Below are 24,514 nucleotides of genomic sequence, written 5' to 3'. Positions count from 1 at the left end.
GCACAGGGGTGCGCACCGGTCGGCGAAGGCCGGATGAAAAGGTCTTAGCCCGAGGGCTCGGGGCGTTCGGTGCGCACGAGCACGGCGCCCTTCGACAGCGGGCTCACGTTGCGCCGGTACTGCTGCAGCCAGCCGGTGTCGAAGGCCGGCGGCGGTGCCTGCCAGTCGGCGCGGCGTGCCTGGAGTTCGGCGTCGGTCAGTGCAATGTCGAGCCGGCGCGCGTCGAGGTCGATGGTGATCACGTCGCCATCGCGCACCAGCCCGAGCGGCCCGCCGAGCGCGGCTTCGGGCGACACTTCGGCCACCACGAGCCCCTTGCAGACCAGGCCCGAAAGATGCCCGTCGGTCAGGATGGCGACCTGGTCGCCCAGGCCCGCGCCGTCGACGGCGAACACCACGCGCGAGGCGCCGCCGCCCATTGCCGGGCCGCCGTAGGCACCGGCGCCGCGCATCACGACCACCTGGCCGGGGACGATCTCTCCATTCTTCAGCGCCGCAATGGCTGCGTCCGACGTCCAGAAGCACACGGCCGGACCAGTGAAGCTGCGCACCTTGCGTGGCGCGATCCCGGTCTTGATGAGGCCCGACTCGGGCGCCAGGTTGCCGCGCAAGAGCACGATGGCCGGCAGCGGCGCGACCGGGCGAGCGATGGGTCGGATCACCTCGGCGTCGCTCACTTCAGCGTTGCGCAAGTTGTCGGCGACCGTGTCGCCGGTCACCGTCAGCGCGCCCGTGTCGAGCAAGGGCGCGAGCTGCTTCATCAGCGCGCGGCAGCCGCCTGCCGCCTCGAAGGCTTCGATGCTGTGCTCGCCGATCGGCCGCACGCCGGCCAGCACCGGCGTCGTGGGGCCAAGGCTTTCGAACAGGCCGTACACGTCCACGCCGCACTCGCCTTCGGTCGATATCGCCTGCAGATGCTTGGCCGTGTTGAGCGAGCCGCCGACGGACAGCACCGCGCGCACCGCGTTGGAAAAGGCGCCGGCCGAGAGGATGTCGCGCGGCTTCAGGTCATCCAGCACCATCTGCACGATGCGCGTTCCGGCCGCGCGCACGTCGTCCATCATCTTCGCGCTCAGCGCGGCGACTGGCGCGCTGCCGGGCAAGGCCATGCCGAGTGCTTCGCAGACGATGTGCATCGAGTTGGCCGTGCCCAGGCCCGAGCACACGCCCGGCCCGCGGATCGCCTCGCGGCTCATGCCCACGAGTTCTTCGACCGGCAGCTTGCCGGTGACCGCGTGCATCGCGCCGATGAACACTTCCTCGATGTCCATGTGCTTGCCGCGGTACTCGCCGCTGGGCTGGTAACCGCACGGCACCAGCAGCGTCGGAATGTTGAGCCGCGCGGCCGCCATGAGTTGGCCCGGCACGGTCTTGTCGCACGAGGTGAGGCACACCATGCCGTCGAGCTGTGCGCCTTCGACGGCCACCTCGATGTCGTTGGTGACCAGGTCGCGCGCACCGAGCATGTAGGCGCCGCGCGCGCCCGCTCCGGTGATGAAGTCGCTGGGCGCTGCGGTGCGGATCTCGAACGGCACGCCGCCCGCCGCGCGGATGGCGGTCTTGATCTCTGCCGCCACCTTGTCGAGATGGCTGAAGCATGCGGCGAGCTCGGACGAGCTGTTGACGATGGCGATCTTCGGCTTCTCGCAATCCTCTTCCGGAATGCCGAGCGCGCGCCAGTGCGCATTGCGCACCGACCAGAGATACGAGCCGCGTGGAAAGTTGCTGCGCAGGGGGCGGGTCATGGGCGGTCTCCGGACTTGTTGTTCTTCTTGGTGATTTCGATCACGCCGCGGTCGGCGTCCACGCGCACCCAGTCGCCGGTCTCGATGCACTCGAGCGGATCGCACTCGAAGTCGGTCATCGAGGGTGCGTGCGTGACCACCGCGCCGAGCGCCATCTTGGTCGTCATCTCGTTGAACAGGAACGCCGCGGGCGCGGAGTTCATGAGCCGCGTCATGTGGAACATGGCCGACCATCCCGACGAGCCCTTGGCCCCGGGGAACACCAGCACCTTGCCCGCGAAGCTCTGGCCACGCAACTCGTGCCGCGTTTCGATGACGGTGCCGGTGCGCGGATCGATGCCGCCCCAGCCCGAAATGCGGTCGCGCGTGACGAGCGCCTCGCCTTCAGCGATGCCGCCTACGACCTTGCGGCCATGGATGACCAAGGTGGATGTGTTGTCGCGTGCATTCATGGTTTTGCTCCTTCCCCTGCTGGGGCTGAGGGCTGCGGCTCCAGTTCCGCCTGCGCGGAACTGGACAGCCCGAAGAGCGGCAGCCTCTGGCTGCCTGCACCGAGGTGGGGATGGGGGCATCCAGAGCGCTCGATGGGTGCGCCGCTGGCCCCCACCCCTGCCCTCCCCCAGAGGGGGAGGGAGAAAATCCGGAGCCTCATTGCATGCCTCCATTCCACCGGCCGGTGCATGCTGCATCTACACATTCAGCCGTGCTGCCGAACCACGCCTGCACGCCGAGAATCGCGGGCAGGTAGTGCGCCTGCTTGGCCGAGTCGAGCGCCACCGTCTTCGTGCCCTTGGGCACGGCGCGGCTCATGGCGGAGCAGCTGTCGGTCATGAGAATGCCGCCCGCGGCCTCGATGATCCTGGTATAGCCGTTGCGGTCGGCCAGCGACTTGATGGCGCGCGGCGTGAAGATCCACAGCTCGCAATCCGGGTGCACCTTGCGCCCTTCGATGAGCTGCGCGGCCTCCCAGATCTGTTCGATGGTGTAGTGCGGGCAACCGAGCATCACGTACTGCACCTCGGCGTCCTTGCCGGTCGCGTTGATCTTCTCGTAGGTGGCGCGGCGCTCGGCCTCGCCGTAGCGCAGCACCTCCACCGGCGCACGGCCGCCGAGTGCCTGTTCGAGCGTCAAGGCCTCGGGCGTGATACCTGCAATGTGGTACATCTCGACGCCGCCCGACGACGAGGCCGCCGCGCCGAAGTGCTTGAGCCGCGGCAGGTTCGGCACGCGGCTGATGCCGCGCCGGCTGTGCACCACCGGCACGCGCTCCTGCACGTGCTCGCCGATGTAGTAGCCGAGCAGGCCCCAGTCCTGCACCGATTCGACCTCGACGTCGAGCTCGACCACATGCGTGGCGCGGCGGTTCTCGTCGAGGTGATAGCCCCAGTATGGAATGCGACCGGTGAGCATGGCCGCGCCGGTGCTCTCTCGGCCTTCGGTGTTGGTTCGCGCGCCGAGCACCGAATTGCAATACACCACCGCCGACGATTCCATCCACGCGCAGTGCTCGCCGCGCGTCGGGATGTTGCCGACCTGGTAGGGCGTGCAGGTGTTCATGATCTGCGCGCCAAGGCCCGCCGCATGGCGCTCGCTCTTGTTGTAGAACTGCACGATCTCTTCGCTCACGCCCATGCGCTCGGGCTGGCCGGGGTCGAAGCCCAGCTGCAGGTGGCTCGTGAAAACCTTGAACTTCGGAATCTCGACAGTCTCCTGGCTGTCGAGGCTGAATTCGGAGAACACCGCATCCATGCCGCCGCCCTTGGCCAGCGCGAAGTCGCGCTGGAACGGCGTGGTCGAGGTGATGGTGGCGCAGACGTTACGCGTCTCGACCAGCCGCTCGGCGCCCAGCGCTTCGCCGTAGCGCATCAGGAGGTCCATCGCCTTCTGCACGGCCGGTCCATCGCGCCCGTCCATCATGGCTTTTTCTTCATCGCTCAGGTGCATGGCCTGTGTCTCCGTTCTTGTGCTGTCGTGGGGTCGGCCGGGCTAGCCCGGCAAGGGCGTGGGCACATGGCCGCCTATGTCGCGTGCAATGGTCAGCGCGATGTCGTGCAGGCGCGGTGCGAGTTCGTTGCGCAGGCGCTCCTCGCTGAACACGAAGGCCGCGCCGCCGCCGTTGAGCGCCATCACTTCGCCGTCGGGGCCGATGAGTGGCACCGACACCGAGTTGATCTCGCGGTGGAATTCACCGAGCGAAAGGCAGTAGCCGAGCCGCCGGGCTTCGCCGATCGCGCGCGTCATGCCGGGTGCGATGCTGTCCCACTCGGGGCCGCGCAAGAGGCGCATCGAATCGACCAGCTGGCTGCGCTGCGTCTCGGGCAATGCCGAAAGGTAGGCGCGGCCCAGCGCCGAGTTGGCCAGCGGCGCGCGCGAACCCACGTCGAGCCGCGCCGAGAGCATCGACGAACGCGGCCGGCAGGCTTCGATCAGCACCATCTCCATGCCGTCGCGTATGGCCAGGTAGACCGAGGCGCCCACCTCTTCGGCCATCGCCTGCATGCTGGGGCGCGCCGCGGCGCGCACGTCGAGACTGCCGAGGAACACGCGCGACAGCGACACCACGCCCGGCCCGAGCATGAAGCGGTCGGCCACCTGTGCGGCCTTCAGCATGCCCATGGAGAGCAGCGTGGCGACGAGCCGGTTGACGGTCGGCCGCGGGATGCCGGTCATGCGTGCGATATCGGCATGACCCAGCACGGGGCGCGCCTCGCTGAAGCAGCGCAGCACCGAGATGCCGCGCTCCAGCGCGCTCACGGTATCGGAGCGGTCGCCGCGCGCATCGGTGGATTCGGAGGCGGAAAGAGAGCTGTCGTTTTTGTCGTTGGACATGGGGAGACCCTTTGAACGCTTTGCAAGACTCTGCAATGTAGAGGCTGGCGAAAGGAGGTCGACAGGGTTCATGGTGGAACGTTCAGACACCGGCTTCGGCCGTGGCCAGCACCTGCGCGCCCTGCCCCGCACCGGCACGCAGGTACACGCCCTGGCCGAGGAGCGCGGACTGCAGCGCGCCCACATCGACGAAGCGCGGTTCGATGCCGCCCTGCGAGGCCAGCGCCGCCGCCACGCCGGCGGCCTGCCCCGTGATCCAGCATTGCGGAATCTCGCGCATGAAGCCATGCGAGTTGCGGTCGCACGAGATGTGGCGGCCGCACGCCAGCAGCCCGTCGAGCTGCTGCGGCACCAGCGCGCCGTAGGGAATGGAGATGTTCGGAAACTTGGGCGACACGGCGGGCGTCACGCCCACTTCGTCGGCCAGCGCCACGCCGTCGGGCCACTGGCTGCGCAGCACCGCGCCCACACCGGAGAGGCGCCGCGCATGGCGCACGCCGATCTGCGGCGCGCTCAGCATCAGGTAGGCGTCCTCGAAGCCCGGCGCATGCGCCTTGAAGTAGTCCAGGTGCGCGGCCATCGCGCGGTGCGAGCGCACCTCCACAGCCGTGAGGTCGTCCACGTCGAGCGCCGAGTAGCCCGACTGGCGCGGCCCCATGAACAGCGCGACGTCGTTGCGCCACGAGACGAAGGGCCGCTCGAACAGGCCGCACACTTCGCGCCCGCGCGCCATGAAGGCAGTGAACGCCTCGGGCTGGCCGGCCTTGAACTCGATCCAGCGGTTCATGTCCACGCCGCCGAAAAGCCAGGAGGTGTTCATGCAGTGGTGCACGTCGGCCTCCTCGATATCGTTCACGAAAGCCGCGCCGGCGCGCGCGAACAGGTCGCCGTCGCCGGTGGCGTCGACCACCACGTCGGCCATGATCGCCATGCGGCCTTCCTTGCTCTCGAACACCACGCCTTTCACCGCGCCGCCCTGCACGATGGGAATGGCCGCCCACGAGTGGTAGATGAGCTTGACCTTGCGCTCCAGCACGATCTCCTGCGACAGCAGCTTGAGCCGCTCGGGGTCGATGGTGGGCGACCATGTGACCACGCCGTGGTAGGCCGCCGTGCGCTGCGACCAGTGCGCGGCCTTGGCCGCATCCTGCGAGCCCCAGTCTTCACGCGCCGGGCCGGCGATGGCGTCGGCCGGCAGGCGGTCGAACAGCTCTTCGGCAAAGCCGCGGATCACGAGCTTGCCTTCCCAGTCGGTCATGCGGTCGATCCAGATCACGAGGCCGCCGGTGGAAAGCCCGCCCAGGTGGTTGTAGCGCTCGAGCAGCGCCACGTCGGCCCCGGCGCGGGCTGCAGCCGCGGCGGCCGCGGTGCCCGAAGGCCCGCCGCCCACCACCAGCACGCCGCAGCGGTGATAGACCGGAATGTCCTTGCCGGGCTCGGCCCAGCTGCCGTGGTCAGGGCGCTTGACGCGGCTGTCGCGGTCGAAGATGTCGGAGGACAGGATGCGCTCGTCGGTGCGGACGACAGTTTTCATGGAAGAGTGTCTTGAATGGGCTGTTTCGCTGTATTTTGATTTCAATGTTCATTTTGTCAAACACAAAAGTACATAAACGCCCGTTTTTCGGGGTATTCCCTAGATGATCTGGATTTTTATGATTTTCTAAATCAATATGAGAAGAACATTCCAACGGAGACATCGATGAAGAAACCCTGCGGCACCCGCCGCGCATTCGGCGCGGCGCTCGGCGCGGCCGCCTTTCTGGGCTTGGCGCCCCTGGCCGTGGCGCAAGACTTTCCCGTGCGCGGCGGCAAGCCGATCCGCATCGTGGTGGGCTTCACGGCCGGCGGCGGCACCGATGCGCAGGCGCGCATCGTGGCGCAGAAGCTCGGCGAGGTGCTGGGCACCGGCGTGATCGTCGACAACAAGCCCGGTGCCAGCACCATGCTGGCCGCGAGCGAGGTGGCGCGCGCGCTGCCCGATGGCTACACGCTGCTCTACGCGCCCTCGTCGACCATGGCGCAGAACCCGCACACCTTCTCGCAGGTGCCCTACGACCCGTTCAAGGACTTCACCGCCATCTCGATGGGCGGCCGAGGCCCGCTCGTGCTGTCGATCAGCACCACCGTGCCGGCCAGCAACGTGAAGGAACTCATCGCCTACGTGAAGGCGAACCCCGGCAAGGTGAGCTACGCCTCCTTCGGCGCGGGCACCTCGTCGCACATCTACGGCGAGGCCTTCGTGAAGAAGGCCGGCATCGACGCGGTGCACATTCCCTACAAGGGCGGCTCGGATGCGGCGAAGGACCTGATCGGCGGCCGCGTGCAGTACATGTTCGACTCGGCCTCTTCGGCCCTCATCACCTCGGGCACCGGCAAGGTGAAGATCCTGGCGATTGCCGCGAATGCGCGCATCGCTGCATTGCCGGACGTTCCCACTTTCGCGGAGCAAGGCGTGACGGGGCTCGACCTGCCGAGCTGGCTCGGCTTCTACGGCCCCGCGCACATGCCCGCCCCGGTGGTCGCCAGGCTCAATGCCGCGCTCACGCAGGTGCTGGCAATGCCGCAGGTGCGCGAGTTCTACCGTTCGGGCGGCTACGAAGCCGGCGCGTCCACGCCGGAGGAGTTCGCCGGCATCACGCGCTCGAGCTATGAGCGCTGGGGCGCGATGGTGCAGCAGGTCGGGTTGGCGAAGCAATGAACCGATTGCCTTGCGCCATCAGCCGCCGCCGCGTTGCCGCCTGGCTCGGGCTGGCACTTGGCGCAACCGCATTGCCGCCGAGCGTGCTCGCGGCCGAGCCCGTGCCCTTCCCCGAGAAGGGCCGCAGCATCCGCATCGTGCTCGGCCTGGCCGCAGGCGGCGCCTCCGACGCGCAGGCGCGCTTCGTCGCCAACAAGCTCGGCGAGGTGCTGCAGACGCCGGTCATCGTCGAGAACCGGCCGGGCGCGAGCTTCATCCTCGCGACCGAAGAAGTGATTCGCGCGGCGCCCGATGGCTACACGATGATGTACGCGCCCTCTTCCGTGGTGGCGCAAAACCCGCAGACCCTGGCGCAGGTGCGCTACGACCCGTTCAAGGACCTGACGCCCATCTCGCTCGGCGCACGCGGGCCGCTGGTGCTGACCGTGCATGCGAGCGTGCCCGCGCGCAACGTGCAGGAACTCGTGGCCTACATCAAGGCCAATCCGGGCAAGATGAGCTACGCCTCCTTCGGCACCGGCACCTCGTCGCACATCTACGGCGAGGCCTTCGCGCAGCAGGCGGGGCTGGACGTGGTGCACGTGCCTTACAAGGGCGGCGCCGATGCCGCGAAGGATTTTCTCGCGGGCCGCGTGCAGTACTACTTCGACGCGGCTCCCAACGCCATCCAGAACACCGCCACGGGCAAGGTGCGCATGCTCGCGGTGGCGGCGCCCAGGCGCAGCCCGATGCTGCCCGACGTGCCGACGATGACCGAACAAGGCGTCGCCGGCGTCGACATGGCGAGCTGGCTCGGTTTCTATGGCCCGGCGCGCATGCCGACGCCGGTGGTCGCGAGACTCAACGCCGCGCTCGCGCAAGTGCTGGCGATGCCCGCCACGCGCGACTTCTTTCGCCAGGGTGCTTATGAGGCCGAGTCGTCGACACCGCAGCAACTGGCCGACCTGACACGCACCACCTATGACCAGTGGGCCGAGACCATCCGAAAGCTTGGGCTCACGAAGCAGTAGCCAGTCACGGTCGCTGAAGGTTCAGCCGAAGAACTTCAGCAGCCGCGCGTTGATCTCGTCGGCGCGCTCGTACTGCACCCAGTGCCCGGCGCCGTCGACGACCACGCCTTCGCGGTTCGGCCCCTCGCTCGCGAGCTGCGCCACCAGCGGACGCGGATCGGCCGTGACGTCGTATTCACCCCAGAGCAGCAGCGTCGGAACGGCCAGCGCGTCGATCGCCTTCTGGAGACCGCCCGCCTGCGACACCTCCTTGCTGCGAAAGCGCGTGCCGTGGCAGGAGATGTCGTGGATCTCGAAGGCCAGCGCGTCGATGGCCGAGGTGTCGTGCAGCATCAGCGCGCCCAGGTTGTGCCGCAGTGCGGCGCGCTCGGCCTCGCGGTCGGGTGCGGCGCGCCAGTTGATCATCTGGGCCGTCATGCGGCGCAGCGTGCCGTGGCCGCCGCTGCCCAGAAGCGCGAGCTTGCGCACCGCGCCGCGTTGCACCGCAAACCGCGCGGCAGTGAGGCCGCCGAACGAGAAACCGCCGAGATCGACGGGGACGCCCGCGCCGACGATCGCGTCGAGCGTGCCGCCGAGCGCCTGCAGCAACGGGAGGAGCGAATCTTCACCGGGCGCGACGCGGGGCAGCGCATCGGAATCGTGAAAGCCCGGCATGTCGGACAGCAGCAGCGTGCGTTCGGCCGACAGCGCCTCGGCGTTGCGCAGCCAGTGCATCCAGCTGCCGTGGCCGCCGTGGAGCAGCACGATGGGCGGCTTCGTCGTGTCGGTGCCGAAGCGGCGCCAGCGCACGCGCACGCCGTCGTGCACCGGGTCGTAATGGGTGGAGAGCGCGTCGATGCGCGCGATTTCGCGGCGCGCCGCAGAGGCGCCGAGACTGTCGAGGGTCGGTGGCATCACCCGATTTTGCCGCGCGGCCTCGCGCCCTGCACCGCGAGGGTCAGACGCCGCCGAAGCGGTAGCTCGACACCACGAGCCCGCCCATGAAGGCGTCCTCGTGGTACACGCGCTCGCCGGGCTCCTGCTCGGCCGCGCCGGCCGCGACCAGCAGCGGAATCAGGTGCTCCTCGCGCGGATGCGCCATGCGCGCGGCCGGTGCTGCTTCCCAGTTCTGCAACTGCGCGGCGCGTTCGGCGGGTGCGCCTTTCACCACCGCCGCGTCGAGCCAATCGTCGAAGGCCTTCGATACGCCATGCGCCTGCGGACCGAAGTTGCGCAGGTTGTGATAGCTCAGGCCGCTGCCGACGATCAGCACGTCCTCGTCGCGCAGCGGTGCGAGCGCACGGCCCAGCGCCAGGTGTTCGGCCGGATCGAGCCCGCGCCGCAGCGACAGTTGAACCACCGGCACGTCGGCCTTCGGGTACATCGCGGCCATCGGCGCGAACATGCCGTGGTCGTAGCCGCGCTCGGGGTCGATCTGCACCGGCAGGCCGGCCGCCGCGATGAGCGACTGCACGCGCTGCGCGAGTTCGGGCGAGCCCGGCGAGTCGTAGTGCACCTCGTAGGTATGGGGCGGGAAGCCGCCGTAGTCGTAGATCATGGGCGGCGTCGGATGGCCCTGCACCGTGAAAGCCGGAGCCTCCCAATGCGCCGACACCATGAGGATGGCCTTGGGCGTGCGGCCGATTTGCCGTGGCATGTCGGCAAGCGAGGCGGCCAGCTGGTCGTAGATGGGGCCCATCTCCTTCTTCATCCAGGGCCAGGGGCCGCCGCCATGCGAGATGAAATACGTGGGCAGGCGCGAAGAGGTGTTGTCTTGGGTCAAATCGATGCTCCTTAAAGCGTTGCATTGACTGTAGACATTTCCCGAAAGGAAATCGACAGGCTACGATGCATTGATTCATTTCTCCACAGGAAACTATCGATGGACCGCCTGACCAGCCTGCGCGTATTTCGAGAGGTTGTCGAATCGGGCAGCTTCGTGGCTGCGGCCGAGCGGCTGTCGATGTCGCCGCCTATGGCCAGCAAGCATGTGGCGCAGCTCGAAAAGTCGCTCGGCGCGCGGCTTCTGCACCGCTCGAGCCGTCACCTCAGCCTGACCGAGGCCGGCACCGCCTGGTACGAACAGAGCCGGCGCGCGCTCGACCTGCTCGACGCCGCCGAGGCCGCCATCGGCCAGAAGAGCGAGGCGCCGCGAGGCCAGCTCAAGGTGAGCGCGCCGGTGTGGTGTGCCACGCCGCGCTTCGCGCGCGTGCTGGCCGACTACCGCGAGCGCTTTCCGGAAGTGCTGGTCGACATTCACCTGGAGAACCGCAAGGTCGATCTCGCGGCCGACGGCTACGACCTGGCGCTGCGCGCCACCCAGGAGCCTTCCCCGGCGCTGATTGCGCGGCCGCTGTGCCGCGTGCCCTTTCATCTGGCCGGTACGCCCGCCTACCTGCGCCGCATGGGCTACCCAGCGGTGCCGGCCGACCTGGGCCGGCTCGGCGCCATCGTGCCGAGCTACGTGAACCTCGACAACCTCTCGCTCAAGGGGCCGGGCGGGCGGATGTTCCCGCTGCGTCTCACGCCGGCCCTGCGGTCGGACGACACCACGCTCACGCTCCATGCGGTGCATGCGGACATGGGCATTGCCTTCCTGCCCGAATGGCTGGTCGGCGACGACCTGGCCGCGGGCCGGCTGGTGCGGCTGCTGCCGGACCACGCCCCGCATCCGGTCACGCTGTTTGCCGTGTACACCAGCCGCCAGTACATGGCACCCAAGCTGCGCAGCTTCATCGACTTTCTCGGCGAGCGGCTGGGCGGCCAGGCCTCCGCGGCACCGGAACGCACCCTTTCGGGGCAAGGACATGCCACCCCGGGCTAAAGTCGCGGCTTGCCCTGGAGACTGCCCGCCTTGTTCCGCTTCTTCGAAAAACTCCTCCCCCCGTATCCCTCGGCCGAACCGGCACTTCCTCCGGCGGGCTTCTTCGCCTTCTTGTGGGCCTGCACGCAGGGCCTGCGCCTCAAGATGGCGGTCATGGCGGCGCTCACCGCAGCGATCTCGGGATTCGAGGCGCTGCTGTTCGCCGTACTCGGGCGCGTGGTCGACTGGCTCGGCGGGCAGGTTCCTTCGCGGCTTTGGGCGGATCGCGGCAACACGCTGATGTGGCTGGCCGCGCTGCTGGTCATCAGCATTGGCGTGGTCGCGCTGCAGACCATCGTCAAGCACCAGACGCTGGCGGTGAACCTGCCGATGCGCCTGCGCTGGAACTTTCACCGGCTGATGCTGGGCCAGAGCATGGCCTTCTATCAGGACGAGTTCGCGGGCCGCATCACGGCCAAGGTCATGCAGACCGCGCTGGCGGTGCGCGACACCCTGTTCGTGCTGGCCGACGTGGTGGTGGCCATGGGCGTGTACGTGGTGACCATCCTCGTGCTGGTGAGCGTGCTCGACGTGCAGCTGGTGGTGCCGTTCATCGTCTGGCTCGCTCTGTATGCGGTTTCGCTGATGTACTTCGTGCCGCGGCTGGGCAAGGTGGGCAAGGCGCAGGCCGACGCGCGTGCGCTGATGACCGGGCGCGTGACCGACGCCTACACCAACATCGCCACCGTGAAGCTGTTCTCGCACACGCAGCGCGAGGCCGGCTTCGCGCGGGACGCGATGCGCGAGTTCATGTACACGGGCTACGGGCAGATGCGGCTGGTGAGCGCATTCGAAATTGTCAACCATGCGCTCAGCATGGGCCTGACCGCAGGCATGGCCGGCACCGCGCTGTGGCTCTGGTCGAACGGCACGGTGGGCGTGGGCGCGGTGGCGGCGGCCACCGCGATGGCGCTGCGCCTGCAGGGCATGTCGCACTGGATCATGTGGGAGATGACCAGCCTGTTCGAGAACATCGGCACCGTGCAGGACGGCATGAAGACGCTGTCGCGCCCGCGCACGGTGCTCGACGCGCCCGATGCCGGCGTGCTCGAGGTGCCGCACGGCGAGGTGCGCTTCGAGCACGCGAGCTTCCGCTACGCGGATGCGGGCCGCCGCGTCATCGACGACCTGAACCTGGTCGTGAAACCGGGCGAAAAAATCGGCCTGGTCGGCCGTTCGGGCGCCGGCAAGTCGACGCTGGTCAACCTGCTGCTGCGCTTTCATGACCTGGAGAGCGGCCGCATCCTGATCGACGGGCAGGACATTGCCCATGTGACGCAGGATTCGCTGCGCAGCCACATCGGCATGGTGACGCAAGACACCTCGCTGATGCACCGCTCGGTGGCCGACAACATCGCCTACGGGCGGCCCGACGCCGCGCCGGCCCAGATCGAGGCCGCCGCCAAGCGCGCCGAAGCGCACGACTTCATCCAGACGCTGGGCGACGCCACTGGCCGGCGCGGCTACGAAGCGCACGTGGGCGAGCGGGGCGTCAAGCTCTCGGGCGGCCAGCGCCAGCGCGTGGCGATTGCGCGCGTGATGCTCAAGGACGCGCCGATCCTGCTGCTCGACGAGGCCACCAGCGCGCTCGACTCCGAGGTGGAAACCGCCATCCAGCAGAGCCTCTACCGGCTGATGGAAGGCAAGACCGTGATTGCCATTGCGCACCGCCTGTCGACCATTGCGGCAATGGACCGGCTCATCGTGCTCGACGAAGGCCGCGTGGTGGAAGAAGGCGACCACCGCTCGCTCCTGGCGCAAGGCGGGCTTTATGCGAGGCTCTGGGCTCATCAGAGCGGCGGCTTCCTGGGCGACTCGCTCGAAGAAGACGACGAAGCGCTGCGGGCCTGAGCAGGGCCTCAGGTCGGTAGTGCGCCGGCTTCGTACTGCGCAGCGAACTCGGCGCTCGGTGGAATCGGCTTGACGATGTCGATCAGCACGCCGTTTGGGTCGCTGGTGATGAAGTGGCGCTGGCCGAAATCCTCGTTGCTCAACGCCAGGAGAATCGGCAGGCCGGCCGCCGCGAGCCGGTCGTGAACCGCGTCGGGGTCGTCCACCTCGAAGTTGAGCAGCAGGCCACCTGCCACCTGGCCGCGCGCGGTGGCGGGGATCGTCTCGTGGCGGCCATCGAGCACGGCCAGGTTCACCGAGGGCTGCTCCGCCAGTTGGAGATGCACATACCAATCGCTCGTGAACAGCGGCAAGAAGCCGAAGTGCGCCTGGTAGAAGCTGGCTGTCCCAGCGACGTCGTGGGTCATGATCACCGGGTAGTAGCTCGTCACTTTCATGACGTCGGTCCTTTCAATTAACATACAGACTGCATGTATATTGCAATATAATATACAAACAGCCTGTATGTAAATGCCAAAATCAGTCGCCACGTCTCCGTTCAGAACCAACCGCGAGCGCACGGAAACCACCCGCCTTGCGCTGATCGATGCGGCGCGCGCCCTGTTCATCAGCAAAGGCTATGGCGAAACCTCGACGCCGGGGATTGCTGTTGCCGCCGGTATCACCCGTGGCGCCCTGTATCACCACTTCGTGGACAAGCGCGACCTGTTCAGGCAGGTGCTGGTGCGTGAAGCCGAAGCCGTGGCAGCCGACATCGAAGCGGCCACGCCAGGGCAGCTGACGCCGCGCGAAGCACTGCTGGAGGGCAGCAAGGCCTACCTGAATGCGATGAGCACGCCCGGCCGCACGCGGCTGCTGCTCATCGAAGGCCCCGCCGTGCTGGGCCTCGAAGAAATCATGGCCATCGACGAAGCGACCTCCGCCGGCTCGCTGCGCCAGGGGCTGAAAAAAGCCGGGCTGGGCAAGGGAGAAGTTTCGCTGGACGCTCTTTCCCGGCTGCTCTCGGCGGCCTTCGACCGGGCGGCACTGGAGATCGATGCCGGCGCCGACGCGAAAGAAATCCATTCGGCAATGCGCTGGCTGCTCGAGCAGGCGCTGGGCCCCGAGCCGCGCCGCAGGCCCTCCCCGTGAAGCGCGCGGGCACGGCGCATGCGCTCGCCCGGGTCTTCGCGAGTCCTACAGCACGGGCCGCCCCTCGCCGACAGCCCCGGCCCGACCGGAGCGCGATGCTGAAGCTGTCGTCAACAACGAGGAGTCCTCGCGTGAATTCCATCATCTATATCGTCGGTCTGGTCGTGGTTGTCGTGGCCGTGCTTTCGTTCTTCGGCCTTCGCTAAAGATGGGCCCTCCCCCAGGCTGCGCGCACTTCGTGTCGCTTCTCCTCCCCCCTCGCCGGGGGCAACACCTGCGGCCCGGCAGAGCCGGTTCCGCGGTGTTCCACGAAAGGGACCGCTTGAGGTCCCTTTTCCAGTCGTTCGCATAGAGTCCTTCGCAGCGCGCCGGGCATAATTCGCGCGCCCCGGCCATCGCCGGTGCCACTTGCGAAGGGACCCTGTTGACCAACACCGCGTTGCGCGAACCTGCCTTTCCGGACGCGGTCATCACCGAGGCGATCCGATGGACTGAAGACAAAGGTCCGCTCGACGATGCGCAAGCCATGCGCACTGCCGCCTCGCGGTCAGCTGACGCGCACGCACGCATCACGGCCCGCGCGCTTCAGCTTGGCGAGCGCATCGGCCTTCAACCCGAACTGGCACGCGCGCGGCAATGGGGCCCGTGGGTGCTGCTTGGCCTGGTAGCGCTGGTCGTCGTCGCCGGCTTGACTCTGGCGGGGAACGTGGTTGGGGGCGGCGACCGGCACATCAACGTGATCGTCGCGCTCGTGAGCCTGCTCGGCGTTCACCTGCTCACGCTGCTGCTGTGGCTGGCCGGCCTGTGGCTCCCCCTTGGCTCGTTCAACACAAGCTCGCTCGGATGGATATGGCTCTCGCTCACGGCGCGCGTGGCCGGCGGCAAGCGGGGCCAAGCCCCCCTGCTGGTACGCGCAGCCACCGGGCTGTTGACCCGCGCCAGACTGCTGCCGTGGGCTTTCGGGCTCGTGAGCCACGGCATCTGGGCGCTCTCGTTCGCGGTGGTGCTGGCCGCACTGCTGTTCGCGCTGGCATTCCGCAGCTACACGCTGAGCTGGGAAACGACGATTCTCGAACCGGCTTTCTTCGTGCGTGCGGTCCACGCGCTGGGCTGGGCGCCGGCACAACTCGGCTTTGCGGTGCCCGATGCGGCAACCGTGCTCTCGGCCACTCCCGCCGCCGCAGGCCAGCGTGCATGGGCGCTGTGGCTCACGGGCTGCATCGTCGTCTACGGACTGCTGCCGCGCCTTGCCCTCGTACTGCTGAGCACGGTGGTGTGGCACCGGCGCCGACGGGCGCTGCACCCCGATTGGAGCGAGCCCTACTATCGCAAGCTGATGGCCCGCTTCGCCGCGCTAGCGCCACCCACCATCGTCGATGCCGACCCCGGTCGTCCACAGGGCGCCCCACCTGCCGGCCTGGCGCCTTCGGAATTGCGGGACGCGCTCTTCGTCGTCGGCTTCGAACTGCCTTCGGATACGGCATGGCCGCCCGAAGGATTGCCCCTCGCAGAGGTGCAGCGCATCGACGGCAGCGCCCCCGCGCGCCGCGCTTTGCTTGATCAGTTGGCCCAGGTCCGTCCGCGCGCCGTGCTGCTGGTGTGCCATGCCGCATCGAGCCCCGACCGCGGCACCGAGCGCTTCCTGCGCGAAGTGCTGGCCCATTGCGGTGAATGCCGGCTGTGGCTGACCCAGGCCGCAAAAGATGCGACCGCCCCCGACATGATTCAACGCTGGATCGACTGGCTGCAGGGCACCGGCCTGCAACGTGTCGCGGCCACGCACGGGCTCGAAGACGCCTTGCAGCAACTCGGCACGACACCATGACGCCATGACGCAGCAGCAAGCCATCCGCATCGCCGTCGTCGGCCACACCAACGCAGGCAAGACTTCGCTGCTGCGCACGTTGACGCGGCGCGCCAACTTCGGCGAGGTGTCGCAGCGCCCGGGCACCACGCGCCACGTGGAATCGGCCGACCTCGAAGTGAACGGCCGGGCCGCCGTGCGCTTCTTCGACACGCCGGGGCTCGAAGATGCGGTGGCCCTGCGCGAGCACCTGGCCGGGCTCGACCCAGAGGCCACGCCGCCCGAGCGCATCCGGAACTTTCTCCAGGGCCCTGAGGCCCACGGCGTGTTCGAGCAAGAGGCCAAGGTGCTGCGCACCATGCTCGATATCGATGCGGCCTTTCTCGTCATCGACGTGCGCGAGCCGGTGCTGCCGAAGTTCCGCGACGAGATCGAGCTGCTCAATTCCTGCGCGAGGCCCGTGCTGCCGGTGCTGAACTTCGTACGCGACGCGGCAAGCCGCGAGCCCGCGTGGAAAGAACTGCTCTCGGCCTATGGCCTTCACGTGCAGGTGCGCTTCGACGCCGCCGCGCCCTTCGTCGGTGCCGAGCGTGAGCTCTACAACGATCTGTCGACGCTGCTGCGCGACCGGCGCGAACTGCTGCACAACGTGGTGGATTCGCTGGCCGCCGAAGCCGTCGAGCGGCGCCGCGCGGCCTGCGCGCGCATCGCGGAAATGCTGGTCGACGCCGCCGCGCTGCGCCGGACTGTAGCGGCCGAAGAGTTCGCGGACACCCCGCGCCGAAAGACACTCGTGGCTGCGCTGCAGAAAGACGTGTTCGACAAGGCACAACGCTGCACCGACGACCTGCTCGCGCTCTACGGCTTCCGCCAGGACGATGCCGGCGAAGCGCCGCTGCCGCTCGTCGAAGGCCGCTGGACGCTGGACTTCTTCAGCCCCGAAGCCATGAAGGAGGCGGGCCTGCGGCTCGGCAAGGGTGCGGTCGTCGGCGCGGCGATCGGCGTGGTGGCGGACCTGGCCGTGGCCGGCATTTCGCTGGGCGCGGGTGCCGCCGTGGGCGGCGCCATCGGCGGCGCCGTGTCGCAAGGCTGGGGTCCGTTCGGGCGCAAGCTGGTGAACAAGTTGCGCGACGTGCATGAGCTCACGGTCGAAGACGGCGTGCTGTTTGCGTTGACGGCATGGCCGCTGAAGCTCACGCGGGCATTGGAGCAGCGCGGCCACGCGGCCACCGGGCGCATTGCGGCCGAAACGAGCGCGACGCAGGATGCACCGACACGCGCCACGGCGGCGGCCGTTCGCGCGGCGCGACCGGCGCGCAGCCATCCGGAGTGGGAATCGGCCGGCGTGGCCACGCGCAGCTTCTGGCGCCCCGCGCCGCAGCGCGAGGCACTCGTGGCCGAGTTGGCGCGCACGCTTCAGGGTGCCTTCGAAAGCTGAGCGCCCAGCCTTCGCTTGCAGGCGGAGGCGACGGATTCCTACGCACCGGCGCCGGTGCGGGTTCCAGTCTTTTCCGTGACATCGACGGCCCACAGGGTGCCGTTTGTTTTGTCGTCATCGGAAACAAGGAGCACCCATGTCCGTCGAATGCAAACTGCTCGCCACCCCTCTGATCGGACGCGTGTGGCAAGGCCGCACGCCCATTGCGCGGGCCGACGAATACCTGCGCTACAGCTTCGAGCACGGCATTCAGGAAATCGCGAAGAAACCCGAATGCCTGGGCGTGCAGTACTTTCGCAAGTTGAATGGAGACACTGCCGAGTTCAGGACGGTGTCGTATTGGCAATCGATCGAGCACATGCACGCCATGCACGCGCAGCGCGGAGACCCGCTGCGCGTGGCGCCGCTGGCCAGAGATCCCGAGTTCCTGCTCGAATTGCCGGAGTTCGTGGACATCGTCGAGGTGCATGTGAACTCGTTCGGCAAGGAAAGATAGGCCTGGGGCCGCAGCGGTCACCGTGCCGTCACGAGGCCGGCCTAGCATCCACGGGCCCTTGCCTCTCCCCAGACACGACCGCACCTGACCCGATGTACCCCGGCGAACGGCTCAATGGATACAGCCATCTGCTGGGCCTGCTGCTTGCATTGCCGGCCGCTGGTCTGCTGCTTGCCAAGACCGTGCCTACGGGCGATGCCGTTCGGATTGCCGGCGCACTGGTGTTCTCGCTTTCGACCGTGGCGCTGTACGCCGCGTCCACCCTGTTCCACAGCACGCGCGGAAGCCTGAAGCGCTTCTGGGAGCGCGCCGATCACTGCGCCATCTACCTGCTGATTGCAGGCACCTACACGCCATTCGCACTCGTCACGCTGCATGGCCTATGGGGATGGCTGCTGCTCGTTGTGGTGTGGAGCGCCGCGTTCTTCGGCATCGGGCGCGAACTGCTGCAGGCGGACGGCGCAGCATCGAAACCACCGCTGGCGCTGTACATCGGCATGGGCTGGCTCGGCGTGCTGGCCGCCGTGCCGTTGGCCGCGCGGCTCGATAGCGGCGGCCTCGCCTGGCTGCTGGCGGGCGGCGTGCTCTATACAGTCGGCACGGTGTTCTACCGGAACCCCCGGGGCTTCCGGCATGCGCATGGCACCTGGCACCTGTTCGTGCTCGCGGGCACGGCGAGCCACTACGTATCGGTGGGCTGGTTCGTGCTTTGACCACGGCTTGGCAGCTGCCCCGTCCGACCTTAAATAAGCACTTTTTTATTACTTGTCGGTTCGGCTTCGCGCAAGATGTGCAAAATGCGCTCCATGCCAAATATCGCCTCCATCCTCAAAGCCGAGATTTCCCGCGTCGCCCGCAAGGAAGTGCGCACCGAGATCGAAACGCTCAAAAAAGCGTCCACGCACCACCGCGCCTCGATCGCCGCCTTGCGCCGGCAGGTCGAGAAACTGGAGAAAGAACTGCGGCGCGCCACCAAGGTTTCGGCGCGTGTCTCTCCGGCGGACGATGCCGGCGAGGCTGCGGAATCGGGGCCGTCGCGCCGGTTCAGCGCCACCCGTTTGGCGACGCACCGTGAAAAGCTCGGCCTTTCGGCGGCGGCTTACGGAAAGCTGGTGGGCGTGACCGGCCAGACCATCTACAAATGGGAACAAGGCAAGGCGCGGCCGCGCAAGGCACAGCTGGAGGGCCTGGCATCGGTGCGGGGCCTGGGCCGGCGCGAAGTGACGGAACAGCTGAACGCGGAATAGTTCACTACCGCGCTCCGCGCTTCGGGGCGCCTGGCGGGTACAGTTCCGGCACTCATTCTCCGGTTCGTTCCCGCCCCGTTTCCGCCCCCCTATTCCCATGTCCAATCTCATCGTGCACGGCGGTACGCCGCTCCGTGGCCGCATCACGCCCTCCGCCAACAAGAACGCCGTGCTGCCGGTGCTGTGCGCCACGCTGCTCACGCGCGAGCCGCTGCGGCTGCACGGCGTGCCCGACATCACCGACGTGCGCAAGATCCTCGACATCTTCCGCAGTCTGGGCAGCGAAGCGCACATGGACCACGCCACCGGCACGCTGGCGCTGCACCACCGCGAAACGGTGTTCGACGCCGCACGCGACCGGCTGCCCGAAGAGATGCGCTCGTCGATCATGCTGGTGCCTCCGCTGCTCGCGCGCTTCGGCATTGCCCGGCTGGAAGACAACGTCAAGGGCTGCACGCTCGGCGTGCGCGAGATCGATCCGCACGTCGACGTGTTCCGCCGCTTCGGCGGCAAGGTAGAGCGCGCCAGCGGTTCGCTGCTCGTGCGCTGCGACGGGCCGCTCACGCCCACCGAACACTGGCTCGACTACGCCTCCGTCACGACCACCGAAAACTTCGTGCTGTGCGCGGCGGCGGCCAACGGCACCTCGACGCTCACCAATGCGGCTTCGGAGCCGCACGTGCAGGAGTTCTGCCGCTTCATGACGATGCTGGGCGTGCGCATCGAGGGCATCGGCACCTCGCGGCTCACGGTGCATGGCGGCAACACGTTGGGCGGCGGAGAGTTCCGGTTCGACGAAGACTTTCACGAGATCACCACCTTCCTGGCGCTGGGTGCCATCACGGGCGGCGACGTGGTCGTGCGCAACAGCGCGCCCGAAAATTTTCCGCTGATCGACCGCACCTTCGCGAAGTTCGGCGTCACGGTCACGCACGAAGACGGCTGGTCGCGCGCCAGCTGCGCCGGTCCGCTGAAGGTGCAAACGCCGTTCACGAGCAACGTGCTCACCAAGGTGGAGGCGGCGCCGTGGCCCTACTTTCCGGTCGACCTGCTGCCCATCTTCATTGCGCTGGGCGTGCGCGCCCAGGGCAACGCGATGTTCTGGAACAAGGTGTACGACGGCGCCCTGGGCTGGACCAGCGAACTGTCGAAGTTCGGCGCCCATGTGTTCTCGTCGGATCCGCACCGGCTCATCAGCTTCGGCGGCAGTCCGCTGACGCCGGCCGTGGTCGAGAGCCCCTACATCATCCGCGTGGCCATTGCGCTCTTCATGGTGGCGGCCAGCATCGAAGGGCGCTCCGAAATCCGCAACGCCGCGCCGATCCGCCGCGCCCATCCCCGCTTCGCCGAGAACCTGCGCAGCCTGGGCGTGCAGGTCGAGTGGACGAGCGAGGAATAAGCGCGGGGCTCAGCCCCTCAGCGCGTTCACCACGATGCGCGCCGCCGAGGCGATGACATCGTTGCGGGCCGGTGCATCCTGCTTCGGAAAGGTCAGGTAGACCGCCAGCACCAGCGGAGCACCCGCTTGGGGCCACAGCACGCCGGTGTCGTTGTTGGTGCCGTAAGAGCCCAGCCCGGTCTTGTCCCCCACCTTCCAGTCGGCCGGCACGCCGGCGCGAATGCGTGTGGCACCGGTGGTGTTGCCCAGCAGCCAGGTTTCGAGCTGGCTGCGTTGCGCCGCGCCGAGCGCGTCGCCGAGCACCAGCCGCTGAAGGCTCGAGGCCATGGCCTCGGGCGAGGTCGTGTCGCGCGGATCGCCCGGAATCGCGCTGTTGAGTTCGGTCTCCCAGCGGTCCAGCCTGAAGGTCTGGTCGCCGATGGAACGCGCGAAGGCGGTTACGGCGGCGGGGCCGCCGAGAATCTTCATCAGCAGGTTGGCGGCGGCGTTGTCGCTGTACTGGATGGTGGCGGCGCACATGGCGGAAACCGTCATGCCCTGCCCGAGGTGTTTCTCGGTGATGGGTGAATTGGTCAGGAGGTCGCTCTTGCCGTAGCTCACGCGGCGCTCGAGCAGGCTGCTGTCGCGCTCGCTGCGCGCGAGGATGGCCGCGGCGAGCATCGTCTTGAAAGTGCTGCACAGCGGAAAGCGTTCGGTCGCCCGGTGCAGCACGCGCGCGCCGCTGCCGGTGTCGAACGCGGCCACGCCGAGCCGGCCGCCCACGGCGCTTTCGAGCGCCGCAAGTTGCGCCTCTGCGGATGCGGTCTGATGCGTTTTCGCCGACCAGGCGGTGCAGGCGCTGGCCAGCGGCAGTGCGGAAGTGGCAAGCAGAAAGGTGCGGCGGTTGGCAAAAGATTTCATTGGTTTGTCAGCGAGTGGATGGAACGAACGGAATCGTAGGAGCACCATTGCGCGGGCTCCAGCGCCAGGCGGCGCGACCGCGTCTCTTCTGTATCGCGTGTAACGCAGGCTCGACCGCGGGCCCAGCTTACGGAGTCGGATGCCGACTACAGGCAAGCGGCCCCGCTTGCGTTAAGGTGCGGTGCATTCGCCGACTCTGAAGCACCCCATGACCACCCCCTCCCCCGCACCGGCCCGCAAGCATTTTTCGATGATCCGCGGCTTTCACCTGGCCGATGCATTCACGCTCGGCAACGCCGCATGCGGCGTGGGCGCGGTGTTCCTTGCCATGGCCTTCATGGCGAGCCAGTCGCTCGCGCAATTCCTCTGGGCCGCCGCGCTCGCGCCCGCGGCCTTCGTGTTCGACGTGTTCGACGGCCGCATCGCGCGCTGGCGGCAGACGCATTCCGCCCTGGGGCGTGAGCTCGACTCGCTGGCCGACGTGATCTCCTTCGGCGTGGCACCCGCCGCGCTCGCTTTCGCCGCGGGCCTGGACGGCGGCTGGGACTGCGTGCTGCTGATCTATTTCGTCGGCTGCGGCGTGAGCCGGCTCGCGCGCTACAACGTCACGGCCGAGGCGCTTTCGGCGGGCGCGGACAAGGTCAAGTACTTCGAAGGCACGCCCATCCCCACCAGCGTGGTGCTGGTCGGCGTGCTGGCCTGGGCGGCCTGGCAAGGCCGCATCGGAGACGCAGTGTGGGGCGGCGCATGGGCGCTCGGCCCCTGGCAGCTGCATCCGCTCACGCTGCTGTTCGCGCTCTCGGGCACGCTGATGATCAGCAAGACGCTGCGCATTCCCAAGTTCTGACCGGCCGCCGCGCCGATACCAAGGAGACTTTCCTCATGACGCTGAAGCTGTATTTCGATCCGCACAGCCGCTCGCAGGTTGCGAAATGGATGCTCGACGAAGCCGGCGTGGACTACGAGATCGTCCCGACGCTCATCCGCGAAAAGGCGCACAAGAAGCCCGACTACCTGAAGATCAATCCCGCGGGCAAGCTGCCGGCGCTGGTGGACGGCCGCACCCGCGTGTTCGAGAACGCGGCCATCTGCATGTACGTGGCCGAGAAATTTCCGCAAGCGCGGCTGGCGCCGCCCGTGGGTTCGCCCGACCGAGGCCGCTACCTGTCGCTCATGGTCTATTCAACCGCGCAGCTGGAGCCCTCGATGGGCGACAGCCTGCTCGGGGTGCGCAGCAACAACAGCGCGCGGGGCTGGACCAACTTCGAGCAGGCCAAGGATGCCGTGGAGCGCGAGCTGGGCGAAGGCCCCTATCTCTTCGGCGCGCGGTTCACCGCGGCCGACGTGATGATCGGCTCGATGTTCATCTGGCACCGTGCGTTCGGCGGGCGCTCCAATCGGCCCAAGATCGATGCCTACATCAATCGGCTCCAGGCCCGGCCCAAGGGCATGAAGTTCGGTTGAACCACGGCCATGTCACAGGCCCCCTTCCCCCATGGCGCGACCGCCGGCCTCGACCAGCTGGTGCGCATTGCCGCCGCGCAGCCGCTGGCGCCGGCCTGCGACCACTTCTACTTCCTGCGCCACGGCCAGACCGGCCGCAATGCGCAGCGCATCTTCCAGGCCGTGGACGAGCCGCTGAGCGAGCTCGGGCTCCAGCAGGCAGCCCGCGCCGCCCAACTGCTCGCGGGCGAGCCGATCCGCACCATCGTCTGCAGCGACGCACGGCGCGCCCACGACACGGCGCATACCGTGGCGGCGGTGCTCCGCCTCGAGCCCACGCCGCAGGCGGCGCTGCGCGAGCGCAACTTCGGGGCGCTCATCGGCACCTCTTCCGCAGAGATCGACTGGGCCTGTGAACCCGACGGCGGCGAAACCCTCGAACAGTTCGTGGCGCGCAAAAGGCAGGCGCTCGACGCCGCGCTGGCCCAGCCGGCGCCCGTGCTGGTGGTGGCGCACGGCGGCACGCTCTACGCGCTGGCCGCGCTGATCGGCGTGCCCATCGACCTGGGCCTGCTCGGCAATGCCCAGCCATTGCGTTTTTCGCGCAGCGGCCCTACATGGGCTGTAACGCCGCTGCTGCGGCATGCCGACGGCGACTCGGCCCTGGCCTGACCGGCCGGGGAACGCACCGCTCGGCGTTCATTCAAACCGACAGCCATGGAATTCAAGGACTACTACAGCGCCCTTGGTATCGAACGCACGGCGTCCGAGGACGAGGTGCGCAAGGCCTACCGCAAACTTGCGCGCAAGTACCACCCCGACGTCAGCAAGGAAGCCGACGCCGAGAAGCGCATGCGCGACATCAACGAAGCCTACGACGTGCTGCGCGACAAGGAAAAGCGCACCGCCTACGACGCGCTGGCCGACCGCGTGGCGCGCGGCGGGCATCCCGAAGGCGACTTTCAGCCGCCGCCGGGTTGGGACACCGGCTTCGAATTTCACCGCGGCCCGCGCCAGGGTCCGGCTGACCACGCGGACTTCAGCGACTTCTTCTCGTCGCTCTTCGGCGAGGCCGAGCGGCGCGGAGAAGCCAAGCGCAACTACCGCGCGCGCGGCGAAGACCATCACGCGGCCATCGAGATCTCTCTGGAAGACGCGCTCAACGGTGCCGAGCGCGAGATCACGCTGCGCGCGCAGGAACTCGACGCGCAAGGCCGTCCCAGCTTCAAGACGCGCACGCTCAGCGTCAAGATTCCGCCGGGCATGCATCCGGGGCAGTTCATCCGGCTCGCCGGCCATGGCATGCCCGGCCATGGCGGCGAACCCGCGGGCGATCTGTACCTGGAAGTGCGCATCGCGCCGCACAAGCTCTATCGCGTCGACGAGCGCGACCTCTACATGACGCTGCCCGTCACCCCGAGCGAGGCTGCGCTCGGCGCGCAGGTGAAGGTGCCCGTGCCCACCGGTGGTGCCGTCGAGGTGACCGTGCCGCCCAACGCGCGCAGCGGCCTCAAGCTCAGGCTCAAGGGCCGCGGGCTTGGCGGCAAGCCGCCCGGCGACCTGTACCTGCTGCTCGAGATCGCCCTGCCCCCGGCCGCCACGGATGCCGTGCGCAAGGCCTATGAGCAGCTGGCGCAGGCGTCGGCTTCGTTCAACCCACGCCAGCATCTGGGAGTGTGAG

24 protein-coding genes are annotated in these 24,514 nt (G+C 68.0%); 15 read left to right on the top strand and 9 right to left on the bottom strand.

Translation table 11 applies throughout. From position 1 onward, the window contains the following. Positions 1-44 precede the first annotated feature (44 nt). From ilvD to QFZ42_RS07290, 5 genes are all read right to left on the bottom strand, one after another. Complete coding sequence (gene ilvD / locus QFZ42_RS07310) at positions 45-1,745, bottom strand: dihydroxy-acid dehydratase (RefSeq protein WP_307700327.1); 1,701 nt, start codon at positions 1,743-1,745, stop codon at positions 45-47. Continuing rightward, complete coding sequence (locus QFZ42_RS07305; RefSeq protein ID WP_307700326.1) at positions 1,742-2,197, bottom strand: aconitase X swivel domain-containing protein; 456 nt, start codon at positions 2,195-2,197, stop codon at positions 1,742-1,744. The genes ilvD and QFZ42_RS07305 overlap by 4 nt, the downstream gene beginning before the upstream one ends. Positions 2,198-2,393: 196 nt before the next feature. Then, complete coding sequence (locus QFZ42_RS07300; RefSeq protein ID WP_307700325.1) at positions 2,394-3,689, bottom strand: aconitase X catalytic domain-containing protein; 1,296 nt, start codon at positions 3,687-3,689, stop codon at positions 2,394-2,396. A 42-nt stretch (positions 3,690-3,731) separates the two neighbouring features. Next, positions 3,732-4,574 (bottom strand): IclR family transcriptional regulator, encoded by an 843-nt coding sequence (locus tag QFZ42_RS07295; protein WP_307700324.1) that lies wholly within the window; start codon positions 4,572-4,574, stop codon positions 3,732-3,734. Positions 4,575-4,656: 82 nt separating this feature from the next. Then, on the bottom strand, positions 4,657-6,108 hold the full coding sequence (locus tag QFZ42_RS07290; RefSeq protein WP_307700323.1) for an FAD-dependent oxidoreductase: 1,452 nt from the start codon (positions 6,106-6,108) through the stop codon (positions 4,657-4,659). A gap of 165 nt (positions 6,109-6,273) precedes the next feature. Between QFZ42_RS07290 and QFZ42_RS07285 the strand changes: the two genes are divergently transcribed. Both QFZ42_RS07285 and QFZ42_RS07280 read left to right on the top strand, forming a co-directional pair. After that, the gene (locus tag QFZ42_RS07285; protein WP_307700322.1) at positions 6,274-7,272 is read left to right on the top strand and encodes a Bug family tripartite tricarboxylate transporter substrate binding protein; all 999 of its coding nucleotides are present in this window, start codon (positions 6,274-6,276) and stop codon (positions 7,270-7,272) included. After that, positions 7,269-8,282 (top strand): Bug family tripartite tricarboxylate transporter substrate binding protein, encoded by a 1,014-nt coding sequence (locus QFZ42_RS07280; protein WP_307700321.1) that lies wholly within the window; start codon positions 7,269-7,271, stop codon positions 8,280-8,282. Before QFZ42_RS07285 ends, QFZ42_RS07280 begins: the two co-directional genes overlap by 4 nt. Before the next feature lie 21 nt (positions 8,283-8,303). Here QFZ42_RS07280 and QFZ42_RS07275 read toward each other — a convergent pair whose 3' ends face one another. Beyond that, a complete protein-coding gene (locus QFZ42_RS07275) occupies positions 8,304-9,176 on the bottom strand; it encodes an alpha/beta fold hydrolase (RefSeq protein ID WP_307700320.1) in 873 nt (290 codons plus the stop codon). A gap of 43 nt (positions 9,177-9,219) precedes the next feature. Then, complete coding sequence (locus tag QFZ42_RS07270; protein WP_307700319.1) at positions 9,220-10,044, bottom strand: DODA-type extradiol aromatic ring-opening family dioxygenase; 825 nt, start codon at positions 10,042-10,044, stop codon at positions 9,220-9,222. A gap of 99 nt (positions 10,045-10,143) precedes the next feature. Here QFZ42_RS07270 and QFZ42_RS07265 point away from each other — a divergent pair, with 99 nt between their 5' ends. Both QFZ42_RS07265 and QFZ42_RS07260 read left to right on the top strand, forming a co-directional pair. Continuing rightward, positions 10,144-11,085 carry a LysR family transcriptional regulator gene (locus QFZ42_RS07265; RefSeq protein WP_307700318.1) on the top strand — a complete coding sequence of 314 codons (942 nt, stop codon included), beginning with the start codon at positions 10,144-10,146 and terminating at the stop codon, positions 11,083-11,085. 30 nt (positions 11,086-11,115) lie between these two features. Further along, entirely contained in the window at positions 11,116-12,975 is a 1,860-nt protein-coding gene (locus tag QFZ42_RS07260) for an ABC transporter ATP-binding protein (protein ID WP_307700317.1), read from the top strand. 8 nt (positions 12,976-12,983) lie between these two features. On the opposite strand, the gene QFZ42_RS07255 is transcribed toward QFZ42_RS07260, so the two are convergent. Continuing rightward, positions 12,984-13,412 (bottom strand): VOC family protein, encoded by a 429-nt coding sequence (locus QFZ42_RS07255; RefSeq protein WP_307700316.1) that lies wholly within the window; start codon positions 13,410-13,412, stop codon positions 12,984-12,986. Positions 13,413-13,485: 73 nt separating this feature from the next. On the opposite strand from QFZ42_RS07255, the gene QFZ42_RS07250 reads away from it, so the two are divergent. The 7 genes from QFZ42_RS07250 (at position 13,486) to QFZ42_RS07220 (ending at position 20,490) form a co-directional block, all read left to right on the top strand. Continuing rightward, positions 13,486-14,106 carry a TetR/AcrR family transcriptional regulator gene (locus QFZ42_RS07250; protein ID WP_307700315.1) on the top strand — a complete coding sequence of 207 codons (621 nt, stop codon included), beginning with the start codon at positions 13,486-13,488 and terminating at the stop codon, positions 14,104-14,106. Between the two features lie 424 nt (positions 14,107-14,530). Beyond that, positions 14,531-15,931 carry a DUF2868 domain-containing protein gene (locus QFZ42_RS07245; protein ID WP_307700314.1) on the top strand — a complete coding sequence of 467 codons (1,401 nt, stop codon included), beginning with the start codon at positions 14,531-14,533 and terminating at the stop codon, positions 15,929-15,931. A 4-nt stretch (positions 15,932-15,935) separates the two neighbouring features. Next, the gene (locus QFZ42_RS07240; RefSeq protein WP_307700313.1) at positions 15,936-17,348 is read left to right on the top strand and encodes a GTPase/DUF3482 domain-containing protein; all 1,413 of its coding nucleotides are present in this window, start codon (positions 15,936-15,938) and stop codon (positions 17,346-17,348) included. A gap of 136 nt (positions 17,349-17,484) precedes the next feature. Further along, on the top strand, positions 17,485-17,844 hold the full coding sequence (locus QFZ42_RS07235) for a hypothetical protein (RefSeq protein WP_307700312.1): 360 nt from the start codon (positions 17,485-17,487) through the stop codon (positions 17,842-17,844). Between the two features lie 92 nt (positions 17,845-17,936). Beyond that, positions 17,937-18,557, top strand: a complete 621-nt coding sequence (trhA, locus tag QFZ42_RS07230) for a PAQR family membrane homeostasis protein TrhA (RefSeq protein ID WP_307700311.1) — start codon at positions 17,937-17,939, stop codon at positions 18,555-18,557. A 93-nt stretch (positions 18,558-18,650) separates the two neighbouring features. Beyond that, positions 18,651-19,091 (top strand): helix-turn-helix domain-containing protein, encoded by a 441-nt coding sequence (locus QFZ42_RS07225; RefSeq protein ID WP_307700310.1) that lies wholly within the window; start codon positions 18,651-18,653, stop codon positions 19,089-19,091. 97 nt (positions 19,092-19,188) lie between these two features. After that, entirely contained in the window at positions 19,189-20,490 is a 1,302-nt protein-coding gene (locus tag QFZ42_RS07220) for a UDP-N-acetylglucosamine 1-carboxyvinyltransferase (protein WP_307700309.1), read from the top strand. 9 nt (positions 20,491-20,499) lie between these two features. Here the strand turns inward: QFZ42_RS07220 and bla are convergent, their stop codons facing one another. Next, entirely contained in the window at positions 20,500-21,390 is an 891-nt protein-coding gene (bla, locus tag QFZ42_RS07215) for a class A beta-lactamase (RefSeq protein ID WP_307700308.1), read from the bottom strand. Positions 21,391-21,598: 208 nt separating this feature from the next. Here bla and QFZ42_RS07210 point away from each other — a divergent pair, with 208 nt between their 5' ends. Genes QFZ42_RS07210 through QFZ42_RS07195 form a run of 4 tightly spaced genes read left to right on the top strand, consistent with a single transcriptional unit; the run spans position 21,599 to position 24,513 of the window. Further along, entirely contained in the window at positions 21,599-22,237 is a 639-nt protein-coding gene (locus QFZ42_RS07210) for a CDP-alcohol phosphatidyltransferase family protein (RefSeq protein WP_307700307.1), read from the top strand. 35 nt (positions 22,238-22,272) lie between these two features. After that, on the top strand, positions 22,273-22,854 hold the full coding sequence (locus tag QFZ42_RS07205) for a glutathione S-transferase family protein (RefSeq protein WP_307700306.1): 582 nt from the start codon (positions 22,273-22,275) through the stop codon (positions 22,852-22,854). 9 nt (positions 22,855-22,863) lie between these two features. Beyond that, the gene (locus tag QFZ42_RS07200; protein ID WP_307700305.1) at positions 22,864-23,505 is read left to right on the top strand and encodes a histidine phosphatase family protein; all 642 of its coding nucleotides are present in this window, start codon (positions 22,864-22,866) and stop codon (positions 23,503-23,505) included. Between the two features lie 45 nt (positions 23,506-23,550). Further along, on the top strand, positions 23,551-24,513 hold the full coding sequence (locus QFZ42_RS07195) for a DnaJ C-terminal domain-containing protein (protein WP_307700304.1): 963 nt from the start codon (positions 23,551-23,553) through the stop codon (positions 24,511-24,513). Position 24,514: the final 1 nt, after the last annotated feature.

The organism is Variovorax paradoxus (assembly GCF_030815855.1).
GTDB classification, from domain to species: domain Bacteria; phylum Pseudomonadota; class Gammaproteobacteria; order Burkholderiales; family Burkholderiaceae_C; genus Variovorax; species Variovorax paradoxus_M.
The sequence above is the reverse complement of the archived record's forward strand: the minus strand, read 5'-3'. Positions and strand labels throughout refer to the sequence as shown.